Origin of the sequence: Vulcaniibacterium thermophilum (genome assembly GCF_007923255.1) — a bacterium.
Taxonomy (GTDB): domain Bacteria; phylum Pseudomonadota; class Gammaproteobacteria; order Xanthomonadales; family Xanthomonadaceae; genus Lysobacter_F; species Lysobacter_F thermophilum.
Genome location: NZ_VOHJ01000032.1, coordinates 1 through 13,564, shown reverse-complemented (window position 1 = coordinate 13,564; position 13,564 = coordinate 1). Strand labels below are relative to the sequence as shown.

Below are 13,564 nucleotides of genomic sequence, written 5' to 3'. Positions count from 1 at the left end.
CGGGCGGCCGGGCATTCGTGCCCCCTGTATTCGTCCGTCGCCACGGACGGCCGTCATTCCTTCCGGAGTTCTCGATGCAATCCGATGATGTGCGCGCCCGCGCTGGCGCGTTGCCGATGCGTTCGCGTCGGCGTTTCGTACAGGGTCTTGCGCTGGGCGGGGCTGTCGCCGCGTTCGGTGGCGTGCCGCGACCGGCCTGGGCCAACGCCCGCGCGGTCGGCAACTGGACCACGCTCAGCGGCACCGAATTCGATCTGGACATCGGCGAGTCGCTGGTCAACTTCACCGGCCGGGTTCGCCCGGCGGTGACCGTCAACGGCTCGCTGCCGGCGCCGATCCTGCGCTGGCGCGAAGGCACCACGGTCAACCTGCGCGTGCGCAACGTGCTGCCGCCCGGCTCGGTGCACGGCCACGAAACCTCGATCCACTGGCACGGCATCCTGCTGCCGGCCAACATGGACGGCGTGCCGGGCCTGAGCTTCAGCGGCATCCACCGCGGCGAGACCTACCACTACCGCTTCGACGTCCGCCAGGGCGGCACCTACTGGTACCACAGCCATTCCGGTTTCCAGGAACAGGCCGGGCTGTACGGCGCGCTGATCGTCGATCCGATCGAGCCGGAACCGTTCGCCTACCAGCGCGACTACGTGGTGCTGCTGAGCGACTGGACCGACCTCGACCCGGCGCAGTTGTTCGAGCGCCTGAAGAAGCGCTCCGACTACGACAACTACTACAAGCGCACCGTCGGCGACTTCCTCGACGACGTGCGCACGCAGGGCCTGCGCGCGACTTTGGCCGACCGCGGCATGTGGGGCCGCATGCGCATGACGCCGACCGACCTGTCGGACGTCAACGCCCACACCTACACCTACCTGATGAACGGCACGACGTCGCTGGGCAACTGGACCGGGCTGTTCCGCCACGGCGAGAAGGTGCGGCTGCGCTTCATCAACGCCTCCGGCATGACCTACTTCGACGTGCGCATTCCGGGGCTGAAGATGACCGTGGTCGCCGCCGACGGCCAGTACGTGCATCCGGTGACGGTGGACGAGTTCCGCATCGCCGTGGCCGAGACCTTCGACGTGATCGTCGAGCCGGCCGGGCAGGATGCGTTCACCATCTTCGCGCAGGACGCCGGGCGCACCGGCTACGTCAGCGGCACGCTGGCCGTGCGCGAAGGCCTGCGCGCGCCGGTGCCCGCGGTCGACCCGCGCCCGATCCTGACCATGGCCGACATGGGCCACGGCGGGATGGACCACGGCGGCGGCCACGCCGCGATGGATCACGCCGCGCACGGCGCCGCCGCGCAGCCCGATCCGCATGCCGGCCACGCCGCGCACGGCGGGCAAGGGCAGGGGATGCAGACGCATCCGGCCAGCGAGGCGGGTAATCCGCTGGTGGACATGCAGGCGATGACGGCGCAGCCGCGCCTGTCCGATCCGGGCGTCGGCCTGCGCGACAACGGTCGCCGCGTGCTGACCTACGCCGACCTGCGCAGCGCGTTCGACGACCCGGACGGCCGCGCACCTTCGCGCGAGATCGAGATCCACCTCACCGGCCACATGGAACGCTTCGCGTGGTCGATGAACGGCGTGAAGTTCTCCAGCGCGCAGCCCATCCGCCTGAACTACGGCGAGCGCATGCGCATCGTGCTGGTGAACGACACCATGATGTCGCACCCGATCCACCTGCACGGGGTGTGGAGCGACCTGGAAGACGAGGAGGGCCGCTTCATGGTGCGCAAGCACACCATCGACATGCCGCCGGGCACGCGCCGCAGCTACCGCGTGCGCGCCGACGCGCTCGGCCGCTGGGCCTACCACTGCCATCTGCTGTTCCACATGGAGGCCGGGATGATGCGCTCGGTGGAGGTGCGCGAATGAACATGCTGCGACCCACGCTGCTCGTCGCCGCGCTCGCCGTCGCGGCAGCGCTGCCTGCCCATGCCCAGCATGCCGGCCATGCGCCGGCTGCACCGGCATCACCGCCGAAGGCGGCGCCGACTGACCCTGCGCAGGAGCAGCCGCACCGCGACCATCACGCACACGGCGGCTCGCCGGAAGCGCCGTCGGAGCAGGCGGCCCACTCCGGGATGAATCACTCGCAGATGGACCACTCGCAGATGGACCACTCGCAGATGGACCACTCGCAGATGGACCACTCGCAGATGGGCCACGCCGGCATGCCCGCACCCGCGGACCTGCCACCCGACGCTCCACCGCGCGAGCCCATTCCGCCGGTGACCGACGCCGATCGCGCCGCCGCGTTCCCGGAGGTGCGCAGCCATGCCGCGCACGACAGCGCGGTGCACAGCTTCTGGCTGCTCGACCGCCTCGAACGCTCTTCGGCCGAAGGCGGCGGTGTGGCGTGGGAAGGGCTGGGCTGGATCGGCGGCGACATCGACCGCGCCTGGGTCCGCACCGAGGGCGAACGCAACGAGGGCGAGCTGGAATCGGCCAGCGTCGAACTGCTGTACGGCCATGCGGTGGACGCATGGTGGGACGTGGTCGCCGGCATTCGCCACGACTTCGGCGAAGGGCCATCGCGCACCTATGCCGCGATCGGCGTGCAGGGGCTGGCGCCGTACAAGTTCGAAGTCGAAGCCACCGCCTACATCGGCCGCTCCGGCGATACCGCCGTCACGCTCGAGGCCGAGTACGACACGCTGCTGACCAACCGCCTGATCCTGCAATGGCAGGCGGAAGCGAACCTGCACGGGCGCGACGACCGCGCGCGCGGCATCGGCTCGGGCCTGAGCTCGATCGAGGCCGGCGCACGCCTGCGCTACGAGATCACGCGCCGGTTCGCGCCGTACGTCGGCATCGAATGGGAGCGCGCGTTCGGCGACACCGCCGACTTCCGCCGCGCGGCGGGCGAGCACACGCGCGACACCCGCGTGGTCGCCGGCATCCGTCTGTGGTTCTGAATGGGGAGAACACGATGAAACGATCCAACCGCACCATGGCGCCGGTCGGCCGCGCGAAGCCCGGACGACGCGGGTTGCTGTTCGGCATCGCGGCGCTGGCCGCGCTGGCACTGCTGCTGGTGCTGATCGTGCGGGCCGGCGTCTACAACGTCGCCGCCGACGATCCGCACACGCCGCTGACGTTCGCCGTGCTCGAACAGGTCCGCACGGCATCCGTCCGCGCGCGCGCCGCCAAGCTGAAGGTGCCTGCCGATCTGGACAGCCCCGCGCGCATCACCCAGGGCGCCGGCAACTACGACGCGATGTGCACCGGCTGCCACCTCGCGCCCGGCATGGGGCCCACCGAGCTGAGCCGCGGGCTGTATCCGGCGCCGCCGGACCTCACCCGCACCCCGGTCGTTCCGGCCGAGGCGTTCTGGGTCATCAAGCACGGCATCAAGGCGTCCGGCATGCCGGCCTGGGGCCGCAGCATGGGTGACGAGTACATCTGGAATATGGTCGCCTTCCTGCAGCAGTTGCCGAAGCTGGACGAGGCCGGCTACCGCGACCTCGTCGCCCGCAGCGGCGGCCACTCGCACGGCGGCGGCGAAACCGGGGGGCATGGGCACGGCGAAATGGACGAGGCCGACGCGCATCCGCACCCGCAGGCCGGCACAGCCGGCGAGGGCGCCCCGCAGCCCAGTAGCGGCCACGCCCACCCGCCCGGCACGCCGCCGCACGACGACACGCCGAAGGCGAAGGCACCCACGTCGCATCCGCACGCGCCCGGCACGCCGCCGCACGACGACACGCCGAAAGCGACGACACCCGCGTCGCATCCGCACCGGCCCGGCACGCCGCCGCATGACGACGCGCCGAGCCGGCCGCACGTCGATCCGCCCGGCAGCGCGCCGCACGAGCACCACGCGCCCGCGACGTCCGATTCGCACCATGACCACTGACCACGAAGGAACACGCACATGAAGACCGTTTCCCTGGCCGCCGCCCTCGCGCTCGCACTGATCGCGTTGCCGGCATCCGCCGAGCAGAAGCACGCGCATCACGCGCCCGCCGCTGCGACGGCCACCGATGCCGCGCTGAAGGAGCCGATCGCAGTGGTCGAACGCTTCTCCGCCGCGCTCAAGGCCGGCGATTTCGACACCGTGCGGACCCTGCTCGACGAGAAGGTGGTCATCCTCGAAAGCGGCGGCGCCGAACGCAGCCGCGAGGAGTACCTCGGCCATCACGCCATCTCCGACGCCGCATTCCTGGGCGGCGCCACCGTCTCCGACGTCAAGCGCGGCGGCGCGGTGCGCGGCGATCTGGCCTGGGTCGCCAGCGAAAGCCGCATCCAGAGCGGGCAGGGCGGTGAAGCCAAGACCCTGCTGAGCACGGAGACGATGGTGCTGGAGCGCGGCGCCGACGGCTGGCGGATCGTCCACATCCATTGGTCGTCGCGTCCGAAGCGCTGAGTTCACGCTGCGAAGGCACGGCCGGCGCACCATCGGGGAGGTGCCAAGGGGACGGTGTTGCGGACGCACCGGTTCACGTCCGCCGACAAGCCGAAAGGGAGAAACCAGCCCATGACGCACCATACCGCCGAACACCGCAGCGCCGAGATGAACGAGTGCATTCAGCACTGCATGGAATGCGCCGCGGTCTGCACCGAGACCCTCAGCCATTGCCTGTCCAAGGGCGGCAGACACGCCGCACCCGAGCACATCGCGCTGCTGGCCACCTGCGCGGAGATCTGCACGGTGAGCGCGCACACGATGCTGCGGGGAAGCGAGGTGCACGGCATCACCTGTGGAGCGTGCGCGGAGATCTGCCGCCGCTGCGCCGATTCGTGCGCGGCCTTCGGCGACGACGAGGCGATGCGGCGCTGCGCCGAGGCCTGCCGCCACTGCGCGCAGAGCTGTCACCGGATGGCCGCGATGTGACGGCGCGTGCCGGCGGCCCCGCGCCGGGTCCGCCGGCATGCTCTCGAACCGGGCGCTCCGACGAGGCGTTCGATGCCGGCGCGCACGGTCAGGGCGGTGCGCCGCGCCGAGCGCCACCAACGGAGGACGTGCGATGCAAGCGATCCCTCGGGCCGCCTCGCTGATGTGCGCGCTGCTGCTGGCGGGGTGCGCCGGGACGGCGACGTCCCCCCGCCTTTGAGTAGCACGGCGATCTGGAGTCCAATCCCCAACGACAAGGAGATTGGACGTGAAGAAGCGTTTTACCGAAGAGCAGATCATCGGCTTCCTGCGTGAGGCGGAGGCCGGCCTGCCGGTCAAGGACCTGTGCCGCCGGCACGGCTTCAGCGAAGCCTCGTACTACCTGTGGCGCAGCAAGTTCGGCGGCATGAGCGTGCCGGAGGCCAAGCGGCTCAAGGAGCTGGAGGCGGAGAACACCCGGCTGAAGAAGCTGCTGGCCGAGCAGGTGTTCGAGAACGACGTGATCAAGGACGCCCTGCGAAAAAAGTGGTGACCGCACCGGCCAGGCGCGAGCTGGTGCGGCATCTGGTGGGCAAGGGACTGAGCGAGCGACGATCGCTGGCGATGGTGCGCATGAGCGCCAGCGCCTACCGCTATGCGCCGCGTCCGGACCGCAATGTCGAACTGCGGGCGCGGATCCTGGAAACAGGTCATCCCCTCACCGGTGACCAGGCGCAGGTGCTCGACCTGCACACGGATCAATTCGTCGCCGCGGAAGCCGCGCCAAACGCCAAGCAACAGCAAGGCCCGGTCGCGCTGATGGCGCAGTTCGTCCGCGCGGGCACCGCGACCTCGCGCCGCCGCGATCGCGCCCGCTAACCAGTCATCCACCTGCGCCAGCCGGGTCAGCTGCAGCGGTTCGGCCTGCTTCTCCACCGACGGATGCAGCGTCTGGATACCCTTGAGTACCTTGCGCACCAGCGGCGCCCGCGTCGGATCCACGAAGCCGTGTTCGCGATGCCAGCCCGCCAAGGCCGCAAGGCGGTGCCGCAGCGTGTTGGTGGAGAGCTGACCCGCGTGGTCGGCCAGGTAGCGGGCCACGCTGTCCGGCGTGGCTGGCAGATGCCCGCCCCATTCGACCTCGAAGTGGCGCAGCGCCGAGGCGTAGCTGCGCTGCGTGTTTTTGCGTTCGGCGGCCTCCAGGTACCGTTCCAGAGTCATGGACGACACTCCGGATCCGCACACGGAGTCGGATTGTTATCTGTGCGCCGCAGCGCCCCCAGAATGGTGCAGGTTCCGCGCTCGCCGCCGGCACACTGGGCGATCACCCGCTCCAACTCGCCGGCCATGCGGGTCAGCGCCTCGATCCGCTGGTGGATGTCGGCCAGATGTGCACGCGCCAGTGCATCGACGTCGCCGCACGACAGCTTCGGATTGTCGTTCAGGCGCAGCAGGCTGCGGATCTCCTCCAGGCTGAAACCCAGTTCGCGCCCGCGGCTGATGAACCGCAGCCGCTCGACATCGGCCGGCGCGTAGGCGCGGTAGCCGCTTCCGGTTCGCGTCGGTCGCGGCATCAGCCCGACACGTTCGTAGTAGCGGATGGTCTCCAGGTGGCAGCCACTGGCGGCTGCCGCTTCGCTGATCTTCACATGCTTGACTCCGTAGCTGCTACAGACTTTATCCTTCGCCGCATTCCGCTGCCACCCTGGCCGGATGGCATCTGTTCGACGAGGACCCGATGAGCGATTGCGGCTGTCACCACGAGGCAAAGAACGCGCAGGAACGGCGTGTGCTGAAGATCGCCCTGGTGCTCAATGCCGTCATGGCGGTGATCGGCGGCCTTGCCGGCTGGATCGCCCAGTCGACTGGCCTGCTGGCCGACGCCCTGGACATGCTGTCCGACGCCACCGCCTACGCGATCGGCCTGGTGGCCATTGGGCGCACCGCCCGATTCAAGGCGAACGCGGCCTGGCTCAGTGGCAGCGTGCTGCTCGTGCTCGGTATCGGCGTTCTGGTGGAGGTAGGCCGGCGCGTCGTCTATGGTGCCGAGCCGCTCAGCGGCTGGATGATCGGCACGGCCCTGCTGTCGCTGGTGGTCAACGTCACCGTGTTGCGTCTGCTCGCTCCGCTGAAGGCCGGTGAAGTCCACCTGCGCGCCACGTGGTTGTTCACCCGTGCGGATGTCGTGGCCAACATCGGCGTCATCCTGGCCGGCGTATTGGTCCTCTGGCTGGCCACTCCGTACCCGGACTACGTCATCGGCACCTTGATTGGCTTGTACGTGATCAAGGAAGCCATCGAGATTCTCGGCGATGCCCACCGGGCCCGCGCCGCATCGAAGCCGCTCGCCGCATGACCTTGCACCGCGCCCGGTTCGCCCCCCATCGCTGGCTGATGCTGGCGATCCTGGCGCTGGGCTTGGTGGTGCAACCCATCCTGGGCTCGGTCAGTGAATTGCACGAACTGACCCATGACGTGGCCGGCACGCATGGCAGCGAGGAAACCCTGACCGCCGGTGAAGACGACACGGCCGGCGCCTTGCACGTGGTGCATCACTTCGCCCATTGCTGCGGCCACGCGGTGCCGACGGCCGCTGCGCCCGTGGTCTTCTCCCAAATCAGCCACATCGAACCCACGAGTCTGACGGCGTCGCGCCGTGTGCCCAGCGGGCGATGGCTCGCACCTTTCCGACCTCCGATCGCAGCCTGACGACTCGCCGGCGTTGTGCCGGGTCTCTGGCCCTTTCCGATTGGAGTGTTTCCATGTCTGTGCGACTTGCGGCGTTGGCCGCGCTGGTCGCTGTGTCCGCCATCGCATGGCCGGCGCACGCGGCTGATCGACTTTCCCTGGACGAGGCGTTTGCACGCGTCGCCCAGACCCATCCCGATCTGCGCCTCTTCGGAGCGCGGCAGGACATCCTGTCCGCCGACCTGGAGCGGGCGGCCCTACGGCCGGCGTGGGTCGCCGGCGCGAGCGTCGAGAACGCCTTCGGCACCGGCGAGGCCAGCGGCCTGGACGGCGCCGAGCTCACCCTGAGCCTGGCTTCGGTCCTGGAACGCGGCGGCAAGCTCGACGCCCGCCGTACGCTGGCACAAAGCCGCATCGATGCGCTCGCGGTCGAGCGTGAGGCACGGCGGCTCGATCTGCTGGCCGAAGTGGCACGTCGCTATCTGGCAATGGTGGCGGCGCAGCGGCAACGGGACATCGCCGAGCTTGATATCGCGCAACGGCAGCGCACCGTCGCCGGGGCGCGGCATCGCCTGCAGGCCGGCGCGTCGCCCGAATCGGTCGTGCTCACCGCGCAGGCGGCCTTGGCGCGTGCGGAATTGGACCGCGCACGAGCCGAACAACGCTTCGCCGCGGCCCGGCAGCACCTGGCGGCGTTATGGGGCGAGCGAGCACCGACATTTGACGTTGTAGCCGCCGATCCAACAGCGTTGCCCCAAGTGGCTTCGTTCGCCCAGCTCACCTCCACCCTGGAGCAGACACCGGAACTGGCCCAGTTCGTCGGCGAGCGCCGGATCCGCGAGGCGCGCCTGCAGCTCGCGCGTGCCGACGCCAAGGCTGACCTCGACTGGGAAGTGGGCGTGCGCCGCTTGCAGGCGACCGACGACATGGCGCTGATTGGCAGTATCTCGATGCCGTTGGGTGCGAGCCGCCGGGCGCAGCCGGAGATCCGCGCGGCGGAGGCCGACCTGACTGCCTTGGAAATCGAACGCGAATCCAAGGGGCTGTCCCTGTATTCGACGTTAGCCGAAGCGCACGGGCGTTACTTGACGGCGCGGCTGGAGGTGGACCGGCTGCGCACCGACGTGCTGCCCAAGCTCGCCAAAGCAGAAGCTGCGGCGGAACGCGCCTACCGCGCCGGCGCCATCAGCTACCTGGAATGGGCGCAGCTGCAGTCGGAACGCACCGCAGCCCGCAAACAGCAACTCGACGCCGCGCTGGAAGCCCAGCGCGCCCTTATCGAAATCCAGCGCCTGACCGGTGCGCCGTTCGTGGCAGCACCGGCACAGGCGACGCAGGGAGGTACCCCATGAAGTGGACACACTGGATCAGCGCACTGACGCTGGCCGTTCTGTTGAGCGCATGCGGCGGCGCGAAGCCGTTCAACGAAACCGATCACGAAGAAGGCGAAGCACACGCCGCAGAGGAAGGCCACGAGGAGGCGCCCGACCGCACCACCATCGCGGCGAAAGTCGCCCAGGACGCCGGCATTCGTGTCGCACCGGCGGCAGCCGGCATCATCGCCGACGAGCACGAAGTCCAGGGCCTGCTCACACCGGTCGAAGGCCGCGTCGCCAAGGTCATGGCGCGCTTTCCCGGTCCGATCCGTTCACTGCGTGCCAACGTGGGTGATCGCGTGCGTGCGGGGCAGCCGTTGGCCACCATCGAAAGCAACCTTAGCCTCACGACTTACACGGTCCCCGCGCCAATCTCCGGCGTCGTGCTCGCTCGTAATGCATCGATCGGCACGGTGGCCAGCGAAAGCGCGGCGCTGTACGAGATCGCGGACCTGTCGGAACTATGGGTGGACCTGCACATCTTCGGTGCGGATGCTCAGCACATCACGGCTGGCGTGCCGGTGCGGGTCACGCGCTTGAGCGACGGACTTACTGCCGAAACGACGCTCGAACGCGTGCTGCCGGGCACTGCGACCGCCAGCCAGAGCACCGTGGCGCGCGCAACGATTCGCAACCTCGATGGCCTGTGGCGTCCGGGCTCGGCGGTAAAGGCCCGCGTCACCGTGGACCAAGCGCCGGCGACGCTGGTTGTGCCCGTCACCGCCTTGCAGACCGCCGAGGACCAGGACGTGGTCTACGTGCAGCAGGGCGACACCTACCGCGTCCGGCCAGTGAAGCTGGGCCGCCGTGATGCGGAGCGCGTGGAAGTACTGGATGGGCTCAAGGCGGGTGAGCGCGTGGTCGTGGCGCAAAGCTTCCTGGTCAAGGCGGACATCGAAAAGTCCACCGTTGAAGAAGACCACTGAGGCCCGCCATGCTCGAACGCCTCATTCGCTTCTCCATCCGCCATCGCTGGCTGATGCTGGTGCTCACCGTCGCGCTGATCGCGCTGGGCGTATGGAGCTATCGGCATCTGCCGATCGATGCCACGCCCGACATCACCAACGTACAGGTCCAGATCAATACCCAGGCGCCGGGCTACTCGCCGCTGGAAGCCGAACAACGCGTCACGTTCCCGATCGAAACGGCAATGGCCGGCCTGCCCAAGCTGGATTACACCCGTTCGCTGTCGCGTTACGGACTCTCGCAGGTCACCGTGGTCTTTGCGGACGGCACGGACCTGTACTTCGCCCGGCAACAGGTCGCCGAGCGGCTGCAGCAGATCGCCTCGCAACTGCCCGAAGGCCTGGACCCGGAGATGGGGCCGATCTCCACGGGGCTTGGCGAGATCTTCATGTACACCGTGGAGGCTGAGCCGAATGCCCGCAAGCCGGACGGAACCCCGTATACGGCCACCGACCTGCGCACCCTGCAGGACTGGGTGATCCGCCCGCAGCTGCGCAACACGCCCGGCGTCACCGAGGTCAATACCATCGGCGGCTTCGAGCGGCAGATCCACATCACGCCCGATCCGGCTCAACTGGTCGCGTTGGGGTTCACCCTGCATGACGTAGTGCAGGCGATCGCTCGCAACAACCAGAACATCGGCGCGGGCTACATCGAGCGCAACGGCCAGCAATTTCTGGTGCGCGTGCCTGGGCAACTGGCGGACCTGGAAGCGATCCGCAATATCGTGCTGGACCGGCGCGAAGGCGTGCCGATTCGGGTGCGCGATGTCGCCACGGTCGGCGAAGGCAAGGAACTGCGCACCGGCGCAGCTACGCAGAACGGTCACGAGGTCGTGGTCGGCACCGCCTTCATGCTGTTCGGCGCCAACAGCCGCGAGGTGTCCCGTGCCGCGGCCGAGAAGCTGGAGGCCGCCAATGCCAGCCTGCCGGCAGGCGTACGTGCCAAGGCGGTCTATGACCGGACCGCGCTGGTCGACCGCACCATCGGCACCGTCGCCAAGAACCTGATCGAGGGCGCGTTGCTGGTAATCCTGGTGTTGTTCCTGCTATTGGGGAATGTACGCGCGTCGCTGATCACCGCCGCGGTGATTCCGCTGGCGATGCTGTTCACCATCATCGGCATGGTGCGCGGCGGCGTGTCGGGCAACCTGATGAGCCTGGGCGCGCTCGATTTCGGCCTGATCGTCGATGGCGCCGTGATCATCATCGAGAACTGCCTGCGCCGCTTCGGTGAAGCGCAGCACGCACTCGGCCGCGAGCTCAGCGACGAGGAGCGTTTCGACCTGACCGCCTCGGCGACTGCCGAAGTGATCCGGCCCAGCCTGTTCGGCCTGGGCATCATCGCTGCGGTGTACCTGCCGATCTTCGCGCTCTCGGGCGTGGAAGGAAAAATGTTCCATCCGATGGCGATCACCGTGGTGCTGGCGTTGACCGGCGCGATGATGCTGTCGCTGACCTTCGTGCCGGCGGCGATTGCGACCTTCCTGCGCGGCCGGGTGGCGGAGCACGACAACTGGCTGATGCGCCGGTCGAGGGCCCGCTACACGCCATTGCTGGACTGGGCGTTAAGGCACCGCGTTGCGGTGCTGACCGGCGCCGCGGTGCTGGTGGTCGCCTGCGGGCTATTGGCCACGCGTCTCGGCTCGGAGTTCGTGCCGAGCCTGGACGAAGGCGACATCACCGTGCAGGCGATGCGCATCCCGGGCACCAGCCTGGAGCAGTCGGTGGCGATGCAGGAGACGCTGGAGAAGCGCCTGGCCCAGTTCCCGGAAGTGGCCAACGTGTTCTCCAAGATCGGCACCGCCGAGGTGGCCACCGATCCGATGCCGCCGTCGATGGCCGACACCTTCCTGATGCTCAAGCCGCGCGACCAGTGGCCGGATCCGCGCAAGCCCAAGGCGGAACTGATCGAGGAATTGGAAGCCGCGGCCCGCGAGATCCCGGGCAGCAACTACGAGTTCACCCAGCCGATCCAGATGCGCACCAACGAGCTCATCTCCGGCGTGCGCTCGGACGTGGCGGTAAAGGTCTACGGCGACGATCTCGGTCAGCTGGCGCGATTGGCCGCGCGGGTCGAGCGCGTGATGCGTCAAGTGCCCGGTGCCGAGGACGTGAAAGCCGAACAGGTCACGGGATTGCCGCTGCTCGCCGTGACGCCGGACCCCGTCGCACTGGCGCGCTACGGCCTCAACCCGGGCGACGTGCAGGACACCGTTGCCACGGCCATTGGCGGCGAGGTCGCTGGCCAGCTGTTCGAGGGCGATCGCCGCTTCGCGCTGGTCGTGCGTTTGCCAGAGTCGCTGCGCCAGGATCCGGCGGTGTTGGCGGACTTGCCGATCCCGCTGCCCGAGAGCGCGAACGCCGACGAATCCAGCCGCGAAGCCGCCTGGCGCAGCGGCGGTCCGCGCACCGTGCCCTTGCGTGAAGTGGCGAAGGTGCAGGTGCAGCGAGGACCGAACCAGATCAACCGCGAGAACGGCAAGCGCCGGGTGGTGATCACCGCCAACGTGCGCGAACGCGACCTGGGCGGTTTCGTCGCGGAACTACGCACACGCATCGGTCGGGATGTGAAGCTGCCCGAGGGCTACTGGATCGACTACGGCGGCACGTTCGAGCAGTTGATCTCCGCGAGCCAGCGCCTGGCGGTGGTGGTGCCGGTAACGCTGGCAATCATCTTTGCGCTGCTCTTCATGGCCTTCGGCTCGGCCAAGGACGCGGCGATCGTGTTCAGCGGCGTGCCACTGGCGCTGACCGGCGGCGTCATTGCACTGGCCTTGCGCGGGATTCCGTTGTCGATTTCCGCCGGCGTCGGCTTCATCGCCTTGTCCGGCGTGGCGGTGCTCAATGGCCTGGTCATGATCGCCTTCATCCGTCGCCTGCGCGAGCAAGGCGATCCACTCGAGAACGCGGTCCGCGACGGCGCGCTGGGCCGGTTGCGGCCAGTGCTGATGACCGCGCTGGTGGCTTCGCTGGGTTTCCTGCCGATGGCCTTCAACGTCGGCGCCGGTTCGGAGGTCCAACGCCCACTGGCGACGGTGGTCATCGGCGGCATCCTATCCTCGACCGCATTGACGCTGCTGGTGCTGCCAGTCCTGTATCGCTGGGCGCACCGGGATCGCACGGTGCAGGCGCAGGTCTGACGCCCGCGAGAGAAAGCAGATGCACGAAGTCGATATCGAAGCCGTGCGCATGGCGATGTTCGCCCACTCCGGCGTGAAGGCGGTGGACTCACCGCGCCTGTATCAATCTGCGACCGGCATCGGCCTGGCCGCCACCCTTACGGTGGCGGTCCCCGATGTGGACCAGACGAACGTCCGCGACACGATCGCCACCGTCCTGCGCGAGCGGTTCGGTATCGACGAGGTGGACTTGCAGTTCCAGGACCCAGGGCCGATTCCTCACACGCTCGATATCTCGCGAGGGCTGATCGAAAAGATGTAGGCCCAGCCGACCATCGGAGGTGAATCGTCATGGTAATTCCTAACCTTTCCGGACCAGAATTGGACGTAGTTCCTGGATCGAGATCTGCTTGAGAAGCTTGTACAGCAAGGGTTGCAGGTTCTCGTGCCGGTGATTGAACCGGCGACGTCCCCCCGCCTTTGAGTAGCACGGCGATCTGGAGTCCAATCCCCAACGACAAGGAGATTGGACGTGAAGAAGCGTTTTACCGAAGAGCAGATCATCGGCTTCCTGCGTGAGGCGGAGGCC

Annotated in this window: 12 protein-coding genes and 2 pseudogenes; 12 read left to right on the top strand and 2 right to left on the bottom strand. The window is 68.4% G+C overall.

Annotated features, from left to right (window positions below; translation table 11 throughout):
- Positions 1-74: 74 nt before the first annotated feature.
- The 6 genes and pseudogenes from FQY64_RS11875 to FQY64_RS11850 all read left to right on the top strand — a co-directional run.
- Positions 75-1,883, top strand: a complete 1,809-nt coding sequence (locus FQY64_RS11875) for a copper resistance system multicopper oxidase (RefSeq protein WP_146474497.1) — start codon at positions 75-77, stop codon at positions 1,881-1,883.
- Positions 1,880-2,926 (top strand): copper resistance protein B, encoded by a 1,047-nt coding sequence (locus FQY64_RS11870; protein WP_146474495.1) that lies wholly within the window; start codon positions 1,880-1,882, stop codon positions 2,924-2,926. Before FQY64_RS11875 ends, FQY64_RS11870 begins: the two co-directional genes overlap by 4 nt.
- Before the next feature lie 14 nt (positions 2,927-2,940).
- Positions 2,941-3,867 carry a c-type cytochrome gene (locus FQY64_RS11865; protein WP_229814925.1) on the top strand — a complete coding sequence of 309 codons (927 nt, stop codon included), beginning with the start codon at positions 2,941-2,943 and terminating at the stop codon, positions 3,865-3,867.
- Between the two features lie 18 nt (positions 3,868-3,885).
- A complete protein-coding gene (locus FQY64_RS11860) occupies positions 3,886-4,377 on the top strand; it encodes a YybH family protein (RefSeq protein WP_146474493.1) in 492 nt (163 codons plus the stop codon).
- A gap of 111 nt (positions 4,378-4,488) precedes the next feature.
- The gene (locus tag FQY64_RS11855; protein WP_146474491.1) at positions 4,489-4,845 is read left to right on the top strand and encodes a four-helix bundle copper-binding protein; all 357 of its coding nucleotides are present in this window, start codon (positions 4,489-4,491) and stop codon (positions 4,843-4,845) included.
- Positions 4,846-5,113: 268 nt separating this feature from the next.
- Positions 5,114-5,538 (top strand): annotated as a pseudogene (locus tag FQY64_RS11850) (transposase); the annotation flags it as partial.
- Here the strand turns inward: FQY64_RS11850 and FQY64_RS15095 are convergent.
- Together FQY64_RS15095 and FQY64_RS11840 are read right to left on the bottom strand one after the other, a co-directional pair.
- Positions 5,527-6,045, bottom strand: a pseudogene (locus tag FQY64_RS15095) (Tn3 family resolvase); the annotation flags it as partial. The pseudogenes FQY64_RS11850 and FQY64_RS15095 sit on opposite strands and share 12 nt — an antisense overlap.
- Positions 6,042-6,473, bottom strand: a complete 432-nt coding sequence (locus tag FQY64_RS11840; protein ID WP_146474489.1) for a MerR family transcriptional regulator — start codon at positions 6,471-6,473, stop codon at positions 6,042-6,044. The gene FQY64_RS11840 and the pseudogene FQY64_RS15095, both read right to left, overlap by 4 nt.
- Positions 6,474-6,562: 89 nt before the next feature.
- Between FQY64_RS11840 and FQY64_RS11835 the strand changes: the two genes are divergently transcribed.
- From FQY64_RS11835 to FQY64_RS11810, 6 genes are read left to right on the top strand one after another with little or no spacing between them, the layout of a single operon-like run.
- Entirely contained in the window at positions 6,563-7,180 is a 618-nt protein-coding gene (locus FQY64_RS11835; RefSeq protein ID WP_146474487.1) for a cation efflux transmembrane domain-containing protein, read from the top strand.
- Positions 7,177-7,533 carry a hypothetical protein gene (locus FQY64_RS11830; RefSeq protein ID WP_019398956.1) on the top strand — a complete coding sequence of 119 codons (357 nt, stop codon included), beginning with the start codon at positions 7,177-7,179 and terminating at the stop codon, positions 7,531-7,533. Before FQY64_RS11835 ends, FQY64_RS11830 begins: the two co-directional genes overlap by 4 nt.
- 53 nt (positions 7,534-7,586) lie before the next feature.
- Positions 7,587-8,864, top strand: coding sequence for a TolC family protein (locus tag FQY64_RS11825; protein ID WP_125109443.1), 1,278 nt, complete (start codon positions 7,587-7,589; stop codon positions 8,862-8,864).
- Complete coding sequence (locus FQY64_RS11820) at positions 8,861-9,814, top strand: efflux RND transporter periplasmic adaptor subunit (RefSeq protein ID WP_125109442.1); 954 nt, start codon at positions 8,861-8,863, stop codon at positions 9,812-9,814. Before FQY64_RS11825 ends, FQY64_RS11820 begins: the two co-directional genes overlap by 4 nt.
- 8 nt (positions 9,815-9,822) lie before the next feature.
- Complete coding sequence (locus FQY64_RS11815; RefSeq protein WP_146474485.1) at positions 9,823-12,996, top strand: efflux RND transporter permease subunit; 3,174 nt, start codon at positions 9,823-9,825, stop codon at positions 12,994-12,996.
- A gap of 19 nt (positions 12,997-13,015) precedes the next feature.
- Entirely contained in the window at positions 13,016-13,297 is a 282-nt protein-coding gene (locus FQY64_RS11810; protein ID WP_019398952.1) for a hypothetical protein, read from the top strand.
- Positions 13,298-13,564 lie beyond the last annotated feature (267 nt).